At 38.5% G+C, this 16,349-nt stretch carries 18 protein-coding genes, 1 tRNA gene and 2 pseudogenes; 13 read left to right on the top strand and 8 right to left on the bottom strand.

What is annotated here, in order from left to right:
• The first annotated feature begins 22 nt into the window (after window positions 1-22).
• Window positions 23-787, top strand: a complete 765-nt coding sequence (locus tag F985_RS15995) for a COG4705 family protein (protein ID WP_025469171.1) — start codon at window positions 23-25, stop codon at window positions 785-787.
• Between the two features lie 76 nt (window positions 788-863).
• On the opposite strand, the gene F985_RS15990 is transcribed toward F985_RS15995, so the two are convergent.
• Window positions 864-2,081 (bottom strand): MFS transporter, encoded by a 1,218-nt coding sequence (locus F985_RS15990; protein WP_004702667.1) that lies wholly within the window; start codon window positions 2,079-2,081, stop codon window positions 864-866.
• Window positions 2,082-2,190: 109 nt separating this feature from the next.
• Here F985_RS15990 and F985_RS15985 point away from each other — a divergent pair, with 109 nt between their 5' ends.
• Entirely contained in the window at window positions 2,191-2,637 is a 447-nt protein-coding gene (locus F985_RS15985) for a winged helix-turn-helix transcriptional regulator (RefSeq protein WP_004702666.1), read from the top strand.
• Window positions 2,638-2,922: 285 nt separating this feature from the next.
• Here the strand turns inward: F985_RS15985 and F985_RS15980 are convergent, their stop codons facing one another.
• A complete protein-coding gene (locus F985_RS15980; protein ID WP_004702664.1) occupies window positions 2,923-3,795 on the bottom strand; it encodes an aldo/keto reductase family oxidoreductase in 873 nt (290 codons plus the stop codon).
• 80 nt (window positions 3,796-3,875) lie between these two features.
• Here F985_RS15980 and F985_RS15975 point away from each other — a divergent pair, with 80 nt between their 5' ends.
• Entirely contained in the window at window positions 3,876-4,511 is a 636-nt protein-coding gene (locus tag F985_RS15975) for a TetR/AcrR family transcriptional regulator (RefSeq protein WP_004702662.1), read from the top strand.
• A gap of 128 nt (window positions 4,512-4,639) precedes the next feature.
• Here the strand turns inward: F985_RS15975 and F985_RS15970 are convergent.
• Together F985_RS15970 and cysS are read right to left on the bottom strand one after the other, a co-directional pair.
• Window positions 4,640-4,715, bottom strand: a tRNA-Gly gene (locus F985_RS15970).
• Window positions 4,716-4,778: 63 nt separating this feature from the next.
• The gene (gene cysS / locus F985_RS15965) at window positions 4,779-6,200 is read right to left on the bottom strand and encodes a cysteine--tRNA ligase (protein WP_004702659.1); all 1,422 of its coding nucleotides are present in this window, start codon (window positions 6,198-6,200) and stop codon (window positions 4,779-4,781) included.
• 214 nt (window positions 6,201-6,414) lie between these two features.
• Here cysS and F985_RS15960 point away from each other — a divergent pair, with 214 nt between their 5' ends.
• The 10 genes and pseudogenes from F985_RS15960 (at window position 6,415) to F985_RS15920 (ending at window position 13,261) form a co-directional block, all read left to right on the top strand.
• Window positions 6,415-7,392, top strand: coding sequence for a KpsF/GutQ family sugar-phosphate isomerase (locus tag F985_RS15960; protein ID WP_019457396.1), 978 nt, complete (start codon window positions 6,415-6,417; stop codon window positions 7,390-7,392).
• A gap of 3 nt (window positions 7,393-7,395) precedes the next feature.
• On the top strand, window positions 7,396-7,935 hold the full coding sequence (locus tag F985_RS15955; RefSeq protein WP_004702656.1) for a KdsC family phosphatase: 540 nt from the start codon (window positions 7,396-7,398) through the stop codon (window positions 7,933-7,935).
• Between the two features lie 37 nt (window positions 7,936-7,972).
• Window positions 7,973-8,521, top strand: a complete 549-nt coding sequence (lptC, locus tag F985_RS15950; RefSeq protein ID WP_004702654.1) for an LPS export ABC transporter periplasmic protein LptC — start codon at window positions 7,973-7,975, stop codon at window positions 8,519-8,521.
• Window positions 8,505-9,053: a lipopolysaccharide transport periplasmic protein LptA gene (gene lptA, locus F985_RS15945; protein WP_004702651.1), complete on the top strand. Its 549-nt coding sequence runs from the start codon at window positions 8,505-8,507 to the stop codon at window positions 9,051-9,053. Before lptC ends, lptA begins: the two co-directional genes overlap by 17 nt.
• Complete coding sequence (lptB, locus tag F985_RS15940) at window positions 9,053-9,799, top strand: LPS export ABC transporter ATP-binding protein (RefSeq protein WP_002051056.1); 747 nt, start codon at window positions 9,053-9,055, stop codon at window positions 9,797-9,799. Before lptA ends, lptB begins: the two co-directional genes overlap by 1 nt.
• Window positions 9,800-10,073: 274 nt before the next feature.
• Window positions 10,074-10,766 (top strand): annotated as a pseudogene (locus F985_RS15935) (TolC family protein); the annotation flags it as partial.
• Window positions 10,763-10,966 (top strand): annotated as a pseudogene (locus F985_RS26190) (secretion protein HlyD); the annotation flags it as partial. The pseudogenes F985_RS15935 and F985_RS26190, both read left to right, overlap by 4 nt.
• 92 nt (window positions 10,967-11,058) lie before the next feature.
• Window positions 11,059-11,658, top strand: a complete 600-nt coding sequence (locus F985_RS15930) for an IMPACT family protein (protein WP_004702645.1) — start codon at window positions 11,059-11,061, stop codon at window positions 11,656-11,658.
• Window positions 11,651-12,262 (top strand): chloramphenicol acetyltransferase CAT, encoded by a 612-nt coding sequence (locus tag F985_RS15925; protein WP_004702643.1) that lies wholly within the window; start codon window positions 11,651-11,653, stop codon window positions 12,260-12,262. Before F985_RS15930 ends, F985_RS15925 begins: the two co-directional genes overlap by 8 nt.
• A 156-nt stretch (window positions 12,263-12,418) precedes the next feature.
• The gene (locus tag F985_RS15920; protein ID WP_004702641.1) at window positions 12,419-13,261 is read left to right on the top strand and encodes a universal stress protein; all 843 of its coding nucleotides are present in this window, start codon (window positions 12,419-12,421) and stop codon (window positions 13,259-13,261) included.
• Window positions 13,262-13,377: 116 nt separating this feature from the next.
• Here the strand turns inward: F985_RS15920 and F985_RS15915 are convergent, their stop codons facing one another.
• The 4 genes from F985_RS15915 to F985_RS15900 form a co-directional block, all read right to left on the bottom strand.
• Window positions 13,378-14,046, bottom strand: a complete 669-nt coding sequence (locus F985_RS15915) for an O-methyltransferase (protein WP_004702639.1) — start codon at window positions 14,044-14,046, stop codon at window positions 13,378-13,380.
• Between the two features lie 196 nt (window positions 14,047-14,242).
• Window positions 14,243-14,965: a D-Ala-D-Ala carboxypeptidase family metallohydrolase gene (locus tag F985_RS15910; RefSeq protein WP_212749719.1), complete on the bottom strand. Its 723-nt coding sequence runs from the start codon at window positions 14,963-14,965 to the stop codon at window positions 14,243-14,245.
• Between the two features lie 131 nt (window positions 14,966-15,096).
• Window positions 15,097-15,420: a ferredoxin FdxA gene (gene fdxA / locus F985_RS15905; protein ID WP_003650851.1), complete on the bottom strand. Its 324-nt coding sequence runs from the start codon at window positions 15,418-15,420 to the stop codon at window positions 15,097-15,099.
• 345 nt (window positions 15,421-15,765) lie between these two features.
• On the bottom strand, window positions 15,766-16,296 hold the full coding sequence (locus F985_RS15900) for a GNAT family N-acetyltransferase (protein WP_031944512.1): 531 nt from the start codon (window positions 16,294-16,296) through the stop codon (window positions 15,766-15,768).
• Window positions 16,297-16,349: the final 53 nt, after the last annotated feature.

The following is a 16,349-nucleotide window of genomic DNA, read 5'->3' as shown; positions in this document are numbered from 1 at the left end:
AAGTATGTTTGGAGAACATACAATGATAAGTCATGAAAGTTTATCTAAAAGTTTAAGTAAAGTTCCGGAAGTCACTTTGCTATTCTGGATCATTAAAATTGCTGCCACAACTTTGGGCGAGACAGCTGGAGATGCGCTATCTATGTCCCTGAACTTGGGGTATGTGATCAGTACAGCCATTTTCGCGGTGATATTTGCAGTTTTTGTTGGCTTGCAAATTAAAGCTAAGAAATATAATTCATTTTTTTATTGGGCGACTATTATTGCGACGACCACGCTCGGAACCACAATTGCAGATTTTGTTGACCGAACTTTAGGCGTGGGCTATGCAGGGGGTAGTTTAATATTACTTATTTTATTAGGCGTCTCTCTGTTTGTTTGGTATTTAAGTTGCGGCACAATTTCGGTAAAAAGCATTCAGTCTGCTAAAAGCGAAGCTTTTTATTGGTTAACCATCATGTTCTCTCAAACATTAGGGACAGCATTAGGTGACTGGACTGCAGATACCCAAGGGTTGGGCTATACGAGCGCGGCTTTAATTTTTGGTACTTTATTATTGGTATTAGCAATTTGCTATTTTTACACCAAAATCTCAAGAACCTTATTATTCTGGTTAGCCTTTGTTCTTACCAGACCTCTAGGTGCAGTATTGGGAGATTTCCTCGATAAACCCATTGCACATGGTGGATTAGAGCTAAGTAGATTTAGCGCATCTTTCGTTTTGTTGGTTTTTATTGTGATTTGTTTAGTGGTCTTTAAACCTAAAGCAGCACAGACAGCTCATTAAATTAACTCTTAAAAAAGACCGCATTACTCTGTTGGGTGATGTGGTTTTTTTATTTGAGGCTAGATTTTATCGATATTTAAGAGACTTTACGTGTTATCCACCAAAATAATAGCGCCAAACAACTAACAATTGCACCGAGTGTACATACGCCCAGCCATCCAGCATAAGCGTAAGTAACAGTTGTGCTAATTGCACCTAGCCCACTTCCTACCGCGTAAAAGAGCATGTATAGCCCAACGAGCCGACTATGCGCTTCTGGATGAGTACGAAAAATCATACTTTGGTTGGTTACATGCAGAGCTTGTCCACCTAAATCTAACAGTACTATGCCAATTATGAGCGCCCAAAGTGAGTAGTCCATGAGCGAGAGTGGTACCCATGCGCTTAGCAATATTAAGAGTGCTATGGCGCTTGTACGTTGAGCGTAACCGTGGTCAGCCCAGTGCCCAGCTCGTGCGGCAGCTAATGCACCTACAGCCCCGACAAGCCCAAAAGCCCCAATTACAGTGTGCGAAAAACTATATGGTGGTGCACTTAACGGCAGTACCAACGCGCTCCAAAAAATATTAAATGCCGCGAACATGAGTAAAGCTAAAACACCGCGTACTTGTAAAACTTTCTCTTGGTGAAGCAGTTTGAACATGGATGTTAAAAGCTGTAGGTAGCGCATGTTAACAGACTGAGTTTTTAAATGAGGAAGGCGTTTCCAAAGTGGCAACGCAAGGATGAGCATAAGTATTGCTGCGCAAAAGTACACACCACGCCAACCAGCAATATCGCTAATTCCTCCTGAAAATATCCGGGCAAGCAGTAAACCTATAAATACACCACTTTGTGCGGTACCTACTATATGTCCTTGCTCATGTGGGGCAGCAGCGCTTGCAGAATAAGCAATTAGCCCTTGAGTCATGGCTGTGCCGAGTAAACCGACAGCAAGCATTCCTGCCAATAGAACACTTACAGAATGAGCAAAGGCAACCACGAGCAATGCAGATACTAAAGCCAATAATTGTAGGGTCATTAATCGACGTCGATTTACAAGATCACCCAACGGTACTAGAAACAATAGAGCAAGAGCGCAGCCAATTTGTGTGGCTGTCACTACACCACCTATTGAGGCATGGCTAATATTAAAGTCTTTAGCCAATATGTCGAGCAAAGGCTGCGCGTAATAGACATTTGCCACACTCGCACCACTGGCTATAGCAAACAGCAAAATTACGCCACGAGGCATGCTTGAAAGCGGTTTATCACTTTTGGCGTGTGAAGTAGAAGATGCAAGAGAAGCTTTCATGGCTAAATCCATTTAATCTGGTTTTAAAATGCAACTAGTTGAATGTTAGGTCTACTAGTTTTAAAATGCAACTGGATGGCTTGTTACTGATTATTGATAAGGAAACTCAATGACGAACTCTACATTGTTAAAAGATGAGCCTTGTCCTGTTGCGCGCTGCGTCAACATTATAGGAGACCGATGGTCACTGCTTATTGTGCGTGATGCTTTTGATGGAATGCGCCGTTTCAAAGATTTTCAGCAGAGCTTAGGAGTGGCTAGAAATATTCTTTCTGATCGACTGAAAAAGTTAGTTGATGCTGGTGTTCTTGAAATGCAAGATGCTTCTGATGGTACGGCTTATCAGGAGTATGTGTTGACTACTAAAGGAGAAAGTTTGTTTCCAGTAGTGGTAGCTTTACGACAATGGGGAGAGCATAACTTATTTGAAAGTGGTGAGCGCCATTCTCTATTAATTGATAAAAATACAGGTCAGCAAATTCCATTTATGGCACCCGTTGGACAAGATGGAAAAGTGCTCAGAGGTTCAGATACTCAAGTGCAAAAGGTTAAATGAATTATTGTTAATACTTTATTTTAGGCGTAAAAAAGCCCTTGCTCGAAAGCTAAGGGCTTAGTCATTCATTGATCTAGCAATGAACTATATAAGGCTCATCTCATACTAAGGCCAGTATATATGAAATTGAGTCAATAAAGAAGGTAGTAGTGTCTTAACAGTTATAAAAGGTTCTAACATAGATTTTGAATACTAATAGCTAAAAACCACCTAACTCTCTCTCAAATTAAGTGGTTTAAATTTTAGAATCTTGGCATTGGCTGGAACTCACTTCCAGCCAAACAATTAGCTGTTATTTAAAGAGCTTAGTAAATTGTAGACTTCATCTGACAATATTAATTTGGAAGCACCAATATTTTCTTCTAAATGAGCTACCGATGATGTGCCAGGAATTAATAAGATATTAGGTGATCGTTTTAATAGCCATGCCAATGCGACTTGTTTTGGAGTTGCACCAAGATCATTTGCTATAGCAGATAATGTATCTGATTGAAAAGGTGTAAAACCACCTAGCGGAAAAAAGGGTACATAACAAATTCCTTTCTTAGCTAGTTGATCAATTAATACATCATCTTGACGATTGAACAAATTATATTGGTTTTGTACACAAGCAATATCTGTGATTTTTTCAGCTTCAATAATTTGAGCTTCTGTAACATTGCTTAATCCAATATGTTGAATTAAACCTTTTTCTTTTAATTTAGCCATTACAACAACTACTTCTTCAATGGAACCTTCAGAAGGCTGCATGGGGTTAAACATTGCTCGAAAGTTTACAACATCTAAAGTTTGTAGACCCAAATTACGCAAATTATCATGTACATCTTTTTCAATTTGTTCTGCAGAAAAAGCTGGTAGCCAAGAAGCATCCTCTCCTCGCTTTGCTCCAATTTTTGTGACAATGGTAAGATCATCCCGATAAGGATATAGAGCCTCTCGAATGATTTGATTGGTTATGTGAGGGCCATAAAAATCGCTGGTATCGATATGATTAATACCTAACTCGATAGCGGTTTTTAGGACATTTATTGCAGCATTTTTATCTTTTGGTGGTCCAAATGCATGGTGACCTGCCAGTTGCATTGCACCATAGCCCATTCTATTTACAATTTTATTTCCAAGTTTGTATGTGTCGGAAAGATTTATAAGATCGGACATAAGTTTTCCTCAGACTTTACTTTCAATATTGTTAAAGATAAAGTTTATGAAGAATCCTTCACATTTAGAATTCGCATTTTATGTCCATAAATAAAACTGCTCTGAAGCCACGAAAATCACCAGTTCAGGCGCGTTCAACAGCAACAATAGAAGTTCTTCATGAAGCAACCATTCAGGTTTTACTCAAAGAAGGAATTGTAAAATGTAATACCACACGTATTGCTGAAAGAGCGGGTGTATCAGTCGGTAGTATTTACCAATACTATCCAAACCGAGATTCTTTATTAGCTGCAGTTTTGCAACGTCATCTTGATAGCGTTGCAGAAAAAATTGAAGAGCTTTGCCTGAAATATGAAAAGACTTCAATTAAGACCCTAATCTCAGCTTTAGTCGATGAAATAATCTTGGCAAAGTTGAGTAATCCTGAGGAATCAAAGGCGCTATATGCTATTTCAGGAGAAAGAGGGGGATTGGATCTTTCAAAGCGAATGAATGACCGTATGTTAGCTGCTATTTCAAATTTATTGGAGAGTGCTTCGGATATTGAGTTTGATGATAGTCAGATCATCGCTGAGTTTGTTTTAGGTGCAATTATGGGATTAATAAGAAGAGTGCTTGAAAATCAGGTAACAGATAAAGTGGAGCAGGTATTAGAGTCTCATTTAAAATTAATGGTCGTCGCCTATTTACAACAAATTGGACATATAAAGAATTAAAAAATTTTAATCTTACAAATATAGAAGCTTTTTTTGTATGCAAAGAAGAGTGGTAAAACTTCTCTAAATTTATACATAGCCAATAAAAAAACCACCTAATTCGTTCGAATTAAGTGGTTTTTGAATTTTGGAGCGGGAAACGAGACTCGAACTCGCGACCCCAACCTTGGCAAGGTTATGCTCTACCAACTGAGCTATTCCCGCAATGTGAGCACATTATAGAGTGTTTCATTAAAGTGTCAACACTCTTGTGATCTAATTGAACGTTTAATCAGCACGACGCCAAACTGTACCTTGACGCGTATCTTCAAGTACCACACCTTGGTCGAGCAAAGACTGACGAATACCATCTGCTTTCGCAAAGTCTTTCGCTTTTTTCGCATCAACACGTTGTTGAATGAAATCTTCAATTTCAGCATCAGACAAAGCAAGCGCTTCTTGTCCAATATCTGATTTTAAGAAATCATCTACATTGTGTTGTACCAAACCTAAAATGTTGGTGAGGTGACGTAAAGTCGAATAAAGCACAGTTGCTTGCTCAGCTTGCTCTTCTTTTACAGCACGGTTTAACTCTTTGTTGAGTTCAAACAATACAGCCATAGCTTCAGCCGTATTGAAATCGTCACACATTGCGTTGTTAAAGCGTTCAATAAAGTTTTGATCAAGTGTTTCAGTTGTCGTTTGACCATACACTTGTTGATAAGCTTTAAATGAATGATAGAAACGAGTTAAAGAAGTTTTTGCTTCTTTAAGCGCTACATCAGAGAAGTTCACAGGACTACGATAGTGTGAAGACACAATAAAGTAGCGGATCACTTCAGGGTGGAACTTCTCCATCACGTCACGAATCGTGAAGAAGTTGCCTAAAGACTTAGACATCTTTTCACCATCAACGTTAATAAAGCCAACATGCATCCAATAGTTCACATATTGCTCACCAGTTGAAGCTTCACTTTGAGCAATTTCATTTTCATGGTGTGGGAACATTAAATCTGAACCACCACCATGAATGTCAAAGTGATTGCCTAAGCAGCAAGTCGACATTGCAGAACATTCGATGTGCCAACCCGGACGACCATTACCCCAAGGAGATGCCCAAGATGGTTCGTTTTCTTTTGCATGTTTCCAAAGTACAAAGTCAAAAGGGTGTTTCTTCTCAACTTCTACATCGACACGTTCACTTGCACCAGCTTGCATATCATCTAGCTTACGGCCAGAGAGGCGACCATATTTTTCAAATTTGGTCACTTCAAAATAAACATCGCCGTTTGAAGCAGGGTAAGCAGCGCCTTTATTGACCAAATTGCCAATCATATTTTGCATCTGGTCGATATATTCAGTCGCTTTCGGTGCTTCATCGGGTGCAGCACAACCTAAATTGGCTGCATCTTCATTCATTGCATCAATAAAACGAGTGGTGAGCTGTTGGATGGTTTCACCATTTTCTTGAGCACGTTTGATGATTTTGTCGTCAATATCAGTAATGTTGCGAATGTAGCGAACATTCCACCCTTGACTACGTAAGAAACGAATAATGTAGTCAAATGCAACCATAACTCGAGCGTGCCCGATATGACAGTAGTCGTAAACGGTCATACCGCAGACGTACATATCGATGTGACCTTCTTTGCGAGGTACAAATTCAACTTTTTTTCGTTGCTCAGAGTTATATAAAACAAATGGTTGCATAAGGGTTTTCAAACACTCAACAAAAATAGTGTTACATCATAACTTATGCATCATTTTTAAAAAAGTTTTATGCATTAATTTTATAAGCTTGTGAAATCTTATACATTTAAAAACGTGTAACTGATTGAGTTATGCTAGAATGCCCCCAAATCTTTTGATTAAAATCACCGATCTCAATAGAGAGATCAGATCAATTATTTTGAGTCACACTCGTATGCCTAATCCTACAGATTTCCAAAGCAGTGCATTAGCTACATTGCGCATTGAGCAACAAGCCATAGATGTATTAGCAACACAAATTGATGACCGTTTTAACCGTGCTTGCGAAGTACTGTTGCAGTGTAAAGGTCGTGTTGTGATTACAGGTATGGGTAAATCTGGGCATATTGGTCGAAAAATGGCGGCAACATTTGCCTCTACAGGGACGCCGTCTTTCTTTATGCATCCTGGTGAAGCAGGCCATGGCGATTTAGGTATGCTGGTTCGTGGCGATGTGCTTATTGCAATTTCCAACTCTGGAAAAAGCGATGAAATCATGATGCTCATGCCACTGATAAAACATCTTGGCGTACCTATGATTACGATTAGCCGTACTGATAAAGGCCCAATGCCACAAAATGCTGATATTGCTTTAACTTTAGGTGAGTCTGATGAAGCTTGTCCTTTAGGTTTGGCACCCACATCAAGTACGACGGCAACATTAGTGTTAGGTGACGCTTTGGCCGTTGCATTACTAGAAGCACGTGGTTTTACTGCTGATGATTTTGCTCGTTCGCATCCAGCAGGAGCATTGGGTAAGCGTTTACTTTTACATGTAAAACATTTAATGCATACAGGCGATGAGCTACCAAAAGTTTCGCCAGAAACCCCAATGAATCAAGTGCTTTATGAAATTTCGAATAAGCGTTTGGGTTTAACGACGATTGTTGATGAACAAGATCATTTGCTCGGTATTTTTACAGATGGGGACTTACGTCGCCTCATTGATAAACAGCAAGGTTTTGATGTGAATTTACCTGTTTCTGATGTAATGACAAAAAAACCGTCAACTATTTCACAAGAAGCACGTGCTGTAGAAGCGTTACAACAACTTAACCAGAAAAAAATTAGTCAGTTTGTGGTGGTCGATGACCAAAACAAAGTGATTGGTGTAATTAGTATGCATGACCTTATTCAGGCAGGGGTGAATTAATTCATGGCATCGTATGCATTGTTAGAACAAGCACGTCATTTGCAGGCATTGGTTCTGGATGTTGATGGTATTTTGAGCGATGGCTTTGTTACATTAACCAATACGGGTGATGAAATTAAATCATTCGATATTCGTGATGGTTTAGGCATGAAACTTGTTCAAAAAGCAGGTATGAAAGTCATTATCATTACTGGTCGAAAAAGTAATATCGTTGACAAACGCATGTCTGATTTGGGTGTAGACCTTGTTTTTCAGGGTCGTGAAGACAAAGGCTCAGCACTTCGCGAAGCTTGTGCACAGTTTAATATTTTGCCTTCTGATTGCTTATATATGGGCGATGATTGGCCTGATCTTTCAGCATTTGCGATTGCCGGAATGAACGTTACTGTGCCAAATGGACATGAAGAAGTTCGTCGCCGTGCACACTTGGTTACCCAAGCGATGGGTGGTCGTGGAGCTGTACGTGAAGTCTGTGATATGTTGCTGATCGCAAAAGGCATTTACCAAGAACTTCTTGAAAAATATCTTGCAGTACCGCATTAATAACAAGATTACTTAAAAAGGTAGGCTATTCCTGCTCATGGATACCAGAGTTTTATATATTGTTGCTGTAGTGGTTGCTGCTGTAAGTGGTGGTTACTACTACTATAGTGGCAAGGCAAAAAAACTGGACATTGGTTCGGCGAAGAATATGACTTATTCGGCGCAGGGCGTCCATTTGACTCAAACTGATGACAAAGGCAATTTGTATGTTCGTGCTGAAGTTCGTCAGCTTGAACAGGATATGCAACAAAAAACGTCGAAGTTGGATCAACTTAATGCCTCTATGTATAAATTAGGTAAAGTTGATGCAACATTCTTTGCTAAACAAGCTTATGGCTATGATGATAATCAAAAGGTTGTCTTATCGGGTGATGTGGTTGCAACTAAGATTGCACCTCAAGGAACAATTGAGTTTCAAACCGATCAGTTAACTGCCTATCCAAAAAACAGAGATATTGAAACCAATCATCAAGTGATTGTTCAGTCTCCACAAGGCGAGTTTGTGAGTAAAGGATTAAAAGGCAATTTGAATAACGGTCAGTACGAATTTTTTAATATTCGAGGAAAGTATGCACCAAAGTCTTAATTTAAAACGTTCTTCAGCTTTCCTAAAACAAGCTGCGGTAATTACATTCGTTGCTTTAACATCTGCTTCGACGTTTGCTTTGCCGTCTGACCGTAATCAACAAATTTCATTGGTTGCAGACCGCGCAACATATAATGAAAAAACTGGTTTGACGACTTATACCGGTAATGTTGTGATTGAGCAAGGTACGATGAAGCTACAAGCAGATTCGATTGTTGCTAATCTTAACTCGAAACGTGAAATTCAGGTTATCACTGCAAAGGGTAGACCTGCTAAGTTTCAGCAGCAAGTGAACGCGAATAAAGGCTTAGCGCGTGGTGAGGGTCAGACCATTGTTTATAATGCTGATACTGGCATTATTACTTTGTCTGGTGGTGCATATTTATATCAAGATGGTTCAAGTATTCGTGGTAACTCTCTGAAATATAGTATGAATAAAGGTGATGTCGAAGCTCAAGGCTCTTCTTCAAACCGTGTACAAATTATTATTCCACCGTCAAGTTCAAAAAGTTTCCCAGGAGCGCGTGACTAATGCAGCAAGCTCTTCAACAACCGCAAACTTTGTGTATTAAGCACTTAGCAAAAAACTATAGTAAGCGTTGGGTAGTTAAAGACGTCTCTTTTAGTATGCAAAGTGGACAGATTGTTGGTTTGCTTGGTCCTAATGGTGCTGGTAAAACGACGAGCTTCTATATGGTCGTTGGACTGGTACGCATGGATAAAGGCGAGATCCATCTTGACGACTTAGATATGTCCGATTTGGCGATGCATGAGCGTGCACGTAAAGGTATTGGTTATTTACCTCAAGAAGCCTCTATTTTTAGAAAACTGACAATTGCTGAAAATATTATGTCGATCTTAGAGACGCGTAAAGATTTGAATAAACAGCAACGTCAACAACGCCTTCATGAGTTATTAAATGACTTTAAAATTAGTCATATTAAAGATTCATTAGGAATGAGTGTATCGGGTGGTGAACGTCGCCGTGCAGAGATTGCGCGTGCTTTAGCAGCTGACCCTAAATTTATGCTTTTAGATGAGCCATTTGCGGGTGTCGATCCAATTTCAGTCGGTGATATCAAAGACATTATCCAGACCTTAAAAGATCGTGGCATTGGCGTACTCATTACAGATCATAACGTTCGTGAAACTTTAGCAATCTGTGAGCGTGCATATATCGTGAGTGAAGGCTCAGTAATTGCAGAAGGTACGCCACAAGAGATTTTAGACAATGAACAAGTTCGTAAAGTCTATTTGGGTGATGATTTTACAGTTTAATTAAAGCCACTAATCTGTTTGGTTAAAAAGAGGTCAAGGCCTCTTTTTTCATTTTTGGAGGTTTTATAAATAAAAACAATAATATATATCACTCATTTAATAAAAAAATAATGTGTGATTTATTCCGCTAATTATGCTGTTTTAACTAAAAAACTCTGTAGAATGGAGATGCTTTTAAACGATAACAAACAACATCAACAAGATAAGCATGATTGGATATAACCAGAAAAGAAAGAAAGGGAAATGTAGAAAGCAAGCTTTCCTGAAAGGGCTAATGCTTTTAAGTTCACTACATGTACCTGTCGTGATATACGCTGCTAAACCAAGTGAGCAATATCACACCCTGAAAGATAACTTGTCACAACTTTTTGTCCCGAAAAGTAGTGATGATTTTAAAGTAGCCAAGATGCAAGAGCTTAGTAATTTTAAGCTAGATCGTTCTATTGCGCAGGAATTTCCAACTGTTCAACTTAATGACAATTCAGCTTCATCTTTTAACGCCTTGCCCTCTAAAAAACTGACACTGCAAGATGCAGTAAAAATTGCGATTCAGCGTAGTCCGGATATTTCACAATCTATTGCAACTTTAGCAGGTCAAAATTCAGGTGTTGACGTTGCTAAAGCTGGTTACTATCCTCAGCTTGCCGGAGGCGTCTCAACTGGTGACTTGACCACTGGAGAGCGAGGAAGGCAGTTACTCACTTTAACTGCCACTCAAATGCTTTTTGATTTTGGTAAAATCAAATCAGGTGTAAGCGTTGAACAAGCTAAAGTTCAGGTGGAACAAGCAAACGTTCTGGTCAGCGTAGATACCCTCGCGCTTGATGTTGCGCAGACTATCGTCAATATTCAGCGTTATCTGCAACTTAATAAAATTGCTGAGCAACAAATTGCAGGTATTCAAAGAATTCAAGATATTGCTAACCTGCGTGCAAATGCGGGTGTCGCGAGTCAAGCTGACCCCGTGATGAAGTTAAACAAGATCAGTTCTACTATCGTGTTTATATCCGCACTGATACAGATAAGCTCTACAACAAACAAGGTAAAGCTTTTGGTATTACACCGGGTATGGTGGCAACTGTAGATATTCGTACGGGTGAGAAAACTGTAATGGATTACTTGCTGAAGCCGTTTAATAAAGCGAAAGAAGCATTACGAGAAAGATAATAGTAAAAGCCCCGAAATTCGGGGCTTTTTTATGGGTTTGCTTCTATTAAATTCACGCTATAATTTGATTTTTATTATGCTTTATTTATTTTATGGCTTTTACGATTGCGTCACCTGTTACATTTGAAGAAGAAATTAAAAAAAGTAGATTTCAGGCGATTGCTGCGCCAGTAGAAAATGAGCAACAAGTAAAAGAATTTTTAGAACTCAATAAAGATATATCGACCACACATCAATGTTGGGCTTGGAAAATTGGACATAACGTCCGCTTTAATGATGATGGCGAGCCATCTGGTACAGCAGGACGGCCAATCTTGGCGACTATTGAAGGTAACGACTTAACTAACATCATCGTCATGGTGAACCGCTGGTATGGTGGCATAAAACTTGGAACTGGTGGTTTGGTACGGGCTTATGGTGGTTGTGCTGGGCAATCCTTATTGTTAGCTGAACGGATTGAACTCATTGCAAAGAAAACCATTCACTTTTCTTGTCATTTTAATGAATGGGCTATTTTTCAATATGAACTTTCACAGCATCAAATAGAATATCAAGAAACTTATACCGCAACAGGTGTAGATATTGAAGCTAGACTACAAGTCCACCAAATTGAACCACTTGCTTTGAAACTTCGCGACGTGACGCGTGGCCGTGAAGAATTAAAAGTTGAGGAGGAATTAACTGATGACTGACTCCTTACTCAAGTACCGTGAGCAACATAAACACCGTTTAAATTATATGCCGTGGTTATATTGGACACTAAAACCTAAACACCGTGCGTGGGCTGAAGAGTGGCAAAAAGAATATCAGGCTTATTTAATGGACATGGAAACAGTCGAGATTGGTGAGAACTGTTTTATTTCACCTTTAGCTCATATTTTTGCCGAGCCTGGTCGAAAAATTAAGATTGGTGATAATTGCTTTATTGCAGCCGACTGCAGCTTGCATGGGCCGCTTGAGATTGGTAACGAAGTCGCAATTAACCATCATTGTATTTTAGATGGTGGGCGAGCTGGTATCAAATTACATGATCAAGTTCGTATAGCTGCTTATTGCCATCTCTATGCATTTGATCATGGTATACAATTAGACCGTCCACTTTACCAACAGCCTGTCACTTCTAAAGGAATTGAAATTGAGCAAGATGTTTGGTTAGGTGCACATGTAGGAATAAAAGACGGTATTAAAATTGGAAAACATGCTGTTATTGGTATGAATAGTATGGTGACTAAGGATGTCGAACCCTATCATATTGTGGCGGGGAACCCAGCAAAATTTATTCGCTTAAGAGAGTAATACAGTCTTAAGAGTGTAATAAAATGTTTGATCTTTAAACAAAAAAGTGGATTTTAATACATAAACCTTAACATACAGATTTTTATCTATGTTAAGTTAAAGCTAAGTTATAGAAAAATCTCCAAGGCAAATAGACCTGAAGAAGAGAGGCAAACAATGAACCGTGTTATTGCGTGTATTGACTCATCACCTTGTATTAATGCTATTGCAGATGCAGCAGCGTGGGTTGCAAAAGCAACTGGACGAGAGCTTGTATTATTACAAATTCTAGATTACTACCCAGCAAGTTATCACCTTGGTGAGATTAGTGGGGTAATCGGCTTTGAAAGCAATGCGATGTTGCTTAAAGAGTTAGCTGAATTAGAGCAAAAACAAAGTGAACTCGCTTTAGATTACAGCAATAATTTACTCAGACATATTTCTGACTTAATTAAAGAAAAACACGGCATTACATGCTCAAAAATTCAAGAAAAGGGTGATTTTTTAGAGCAAAGCTTTAATCTCCTCGATGAAAATGACATTGTTATTTTAGGTCGAGTTGGCGAACGAGCAGCTGAAAAGCACAAACCTATTGGTAGTAATGTTGAAAATTTCATTCGCGGCGCAAATTGTACAGTGTTGACCATTGGTGAAAACTTTAAAGTGCCAACACGTTTTATTTTCGCCTATGAATATTCACCAACATGTCAAAAGATGATGCGTCGTATTGCCCAAAGTGACCTATTACGGACTTTACAATGCCATTTAGTGTATGTGGGGGATCATCCTGAAATATTAAATGAACCTGAGCATTATCTTAAACAAGCTGGTCTAGAGGTTGTCACCGTTTACCGCTATGGTGATGTAGCTCAGAATATTCTTGAATATCAACAAGAGCATGGTATTCAAATTATTGTGCTTGGTGCATTTAGTCATAGCAAGATTCATCAGTTCTTCTTGGGAAGTATCGCAACCACTATATTCCGAAATGCAACTGTGCCTTTACTTGTGGCTAAATGATGAGATTTGCATATAGTTATCCGCAAATGTTGTGGATAACTATATGGAAAAGCGAGGGTAATAAAAGTAATCTATTGATTATAAATAATAAAATAAAAAAGATGATTTTTTGATCATTATTTCACTATCGCTATAGCGAAACCATCATGACCTTTTGAGCCAACCGTTTGTAAAGCTGTGCAAGACAGAATTTGCGGATGATTTTCGAGGGCTTTAAAAGTTTCGCGAATACCTTCAATACTCGGTTTTTTGTTTTCAGGATTTAAAATATCGCCACCACGGATGACATTGTCTAGCACAATAATTGTGCCTGATTTTGAAAACTTTAAGCTGAGTTCCAAATATTCAGGATAACCCTGTTTATCGGCATCAATAAATATAAAATCGAAAGGTTGAATTGACTGTGGGTCAATTGCTGAAAGGATATCTGCAGCACGGCCTGCTTTTAGCTCAACTTTTACAGGAAGATTCGCATGGTCGATATTTTTTTGAGCCATTTCTGCATGAGTATCACGGCCTTCAATAGTCAGTAAATAACCGTCTTCAGGCAGGGCACGTCCTAACCAAATCGTACTGTAGGCAGCAAAAGTTCCAATTTCTAAAACACGCTTACAATTATTCATCTGAATAAGCATTTGCAAGAACATCCCTTGGTTTGGAGCAACCGCAAGATGATTTGAAAAGCCGTGTTCGTCGGTATTTTTTAATGCAAAGTCGAGTCGAGGATCTTCGGGAATTAAATGTGAGTCGATATATTCGTCAATGTCTGTCCACAACTGCTGCATAGTCAAATTTACCTGTATGTTGATAGGCTTATTTTAAACGTTTATGACTAGAGTGCAAAAATCTTCGGATTAAGAAATTTTGGTTGATTATGGAATGTACAAATTCGTAATTAATTTCAGCGTTTTTCTTATTGGGTTATATAAATGAGAACAACAAAAATCCCCTGATACAAAAGTGTATTAGGGGATAATAATTTTAAAAATTACACATTGAAGTATTACGGGTTAAGTCAGGCCCCCAAGTACGATAGCCTTGAGTATCAATATGGATTTGTCCTGAACTATATAAACCAATACCTAGGTTTAAACTCTGGCCATGTTGAGCCCAGAACTGACACAATTTAAACTTTGTATTTTCAATAAATGCATAGTCTTGTGGCTGTGGAACTTCTGGCCCAATACGAAAATCGATGGCTGAGTTAAACAAATGCTTAGACGAACTTGCACCACCAGCACACTGATTTAAAGGTAAATCACGATACACCGAGGTTACTTCAAAGTCAGTTAGAACTTTTGCCGCAATTAAATATTTAAAGACACGTAAAGTCGATAAAGAGTTATTCCAAAGTTCACGGTTTGGTACAGCATATTCTGAACTGCCACATTTTAGCCAATCGCGAGCTGATCTTAATAATTCAAAGCTTGGTACGATGCCTGCAACATTATTACGCGCTAGAAATTTTTCATATTCTCGTACACGTTCATAATGATCGCCAGTATTTAACCAGGCACGATAAGAAGCAGGCTCAACTTTAGGTGGAATAGGACGTTCGATAATAACGCGCTCTTGAGGAATAAAAATGCGTTTACCGTGTGGAGAGGTTTTGCCTGTTGTTGTGTGTTGGGGAGAGCTGACGCAACCTACCATAATCGCTGGGATTATGGATAAGGGCAACATACTCTGCAAAAACTTCCGCATAAGAAAAATCAAAAGCTTAATAAATATTGCGCTTATTTTAATGCAAAACAGTGCACAAATTACGAGGAATTTGCAATGAAATGTTTGAATAGGGTATAAAAAAGATCAGCGGTTGCTGATCTTTTTTGAAATTATTTTTCTAGATACTGTAACTTATCTGGTTTGCCGTTCCATTCTTCACGGTCAGCAGGTTGGTCACCAATTTGAGTAATGTTAGGCCACTTTTGAGAAAGATCTGCATTTAATTCAATAAATACTTCCTGACCTTCTGGTAACTCATCTTCAGAGAAAATTGCATTTGCAGGGCATTCTGGTTCACATAATGCACAGTCAATACATTCATCCGGATTAATCACTAGGAAATTCGGACCTTCGTAAAAACAGTCTACAGGACAAACTTCTACGCAATCTTGGTATTTACATTTAATACAATTTTCAGTGACAACAAAGGTCATGGCGACAGCTACCTAAAAAATATGGTTTCATTTCGAATAGCTTATTTTAGGCAAAAAAGGGGTAAACAAACAATTGCTTTTATTGATATTGTTTATTTATACATATGAAGATAAGTTAATGCATTGATATTTAAAAGAATGTTGTGAGCTTAAGATTAGCCAAATTGTAAAATTAAGATAATAATATGTTTTAAAAAACAACAGCTTGAATAAATTTTTGCATATAGTTGCAAATGTCATTTAGGTCAAGGTATCTATTTGATTAGATACCTTAAATACAGCTTTTAGTTTTAAATTTTGCTTTTATACCGAACTGATATCCAAAAAAACTTTAAATATCGAGACTTAAAGTAGGCAAAGCAAATGAATATCTTCTGGTTCCAGCTCCCATAAGTGCTGATCTGGATGTCCTAATACTACTGCACCATGCTTGATATAAAAGTCGACAGTACGTTTACTCGGTGTGGCTGAAATATAAAGTTGCAGCGCGCCCAGTTGCTTAGCTGACTCTTTGGCTGCCTGCATGAGCTTTGCTCCAATACCTTGACCTTGCTGGTCTGCATCGACATAAAAGTATTGCAGTAATTTTGCATCTGGATAATCAGCAATGTGTTGATTCGACACGACACTAATGCCAACTAATTTTTCAGATGTATTAAAAGCACCCACAAATGAAGCACCTTGTTGATAGAGTTCTTTTAAATTCGGTGGGTCATTTTCTAAATGATAGGCATCCCAATTTTCAACATCGTAAAAACAATCTGTTAATTCAAGTTGTTCTTGTTTTTGTATATAGAGTTGGGTAATGAGTTCACGTCGACTAATGTGTTGCCAAATTAAATCGATCTCTGTGTATTGTAGTGGCCTTAAGAAAATAGAAATTTTATTCTCCTTAAAGTAAGAGCAAACATGCTCATAGACATGTTTGC

Source organism: Acinetobacter seifertii, from assembly GCF_000368065.1.
Lineage (GTDB): Bacteria > Pseudomonadota > Gammaproteobacteria > Pseudomonadales > Moraxellaceae > Acinetobacter > Acinetobacter seifertii.
Note: the sequence above shows the minus strand (reverse complement) of the source record. Positions and strands in the feature narration are given on the sequence as shown.

Coding starts and splice junctions, on each gene's coding strand:
- F985_RS15915 (WP_004702639.1), bottom strand. CDS start 14,046: ATGCAGCAGTTGTGGACAGACATTGACGAATATATCGACTCACATTTA.
- fdxA (WP_003650851.1), bottom strand. CDS start 15,420: ATGACCTTTGTTGTCACTGAAAATTGTATTAAATGTAAATACCAAGAT.
- lptC (WP_004702654.1), top strand. CDS start 7,973: ATGGATACCAGAGTTTTATATATTGTTGCTGTAGTGGTTGCTGCTGTA.
- F985_RS15985 (WP_004702666.1), top strand. CDS start 2,191: ATGACGAACTCTACATTGTTAAAAGATGAGCCTTGTCCTGTTGCGCGC.
- F985_RS15995 (WP_025469171.1), top strand. CDS start 23: ATGATAAGTCATGAAAGTTTATCTAAAAGTTTAAGTAAAGTTCCGGAA.
- F985_RS15990 (WP_004702667.1), bottom strand. CDS start 2,081: ATGAAAGCTTCTCTTGCATCTTCTACTTCACACGCCAAAAGTGATAAA.
- F985_RS15920 (WP_004702641.1), top strand. CDS start 12,419: ATGAACCGTGTTATTGCGTGTATTGACTCATCACCTTGTATTAATGCT.
- F985_RS15975 (WP_004702662.1), top strand. CDS start 3,876: ATGTCCATAAATAAAACTGCTCTGAAGCCACGAAAATCACCAGTTCAG.
- cysS (WP_004702659.1), bottom strand. CDS start 6,200: ATGCAACCATTTGTTTTATATAACTCTGAGCAACGAAAAAAAGTTGAA.
- F985_RS15930 (WP_004702645.1), top strand. CDS start 11,059: ATGGCTTTTACGATTGCGTCACCTGTTACATTTGAAGAAGAAATTAAA.
- F985_RS15925 (WP_004702643.1), top strand. CDS start 11,651: ATGACTGACTCCTTACTCAAGTACCGTGAGCAACATAAACACCGTTTA.
- F985_RS15910 (WP_212749719.1), bottom strand. CDS start 14,965: ATGCGGAAGTTTTTGCAGAGTATGTTGCCCTTATCCATAATCCCAGCG.
- F985_RS15960 (WP_019457396.1), top strand. CDS start 6,415: ATGCCTAATCCTACAGATTTCCAAAGCAGTGCATTAGCTACATTGCGC.
- F985_RS15955 (WP_004702656.1), top strand. CDS start 7,396: ATGGCATCGTATGCATTGTTAGAACAAGCACGTCATTTGCAGGCATTG.
- lptB (WP_002051056.1), top strand. CDS start 9,053: ATGCAGCAAGCTCTTCAACAACCGCAAACTTTGTGTATTAAGCACTTA.
- F985_RS15980 (WP_004702664.1), bottom strand. CDS start 3,795: ATGTCCGATCTTATAAATCTTTCCGACACATACAAACTTGGAAATAAA.
- lptA (WP_004702651.1), top strand. CDS start 8,505: ATGCACCAAAGTCTTAATTTAAAACGTTCTTCAGCTTTCCTAAAACAA.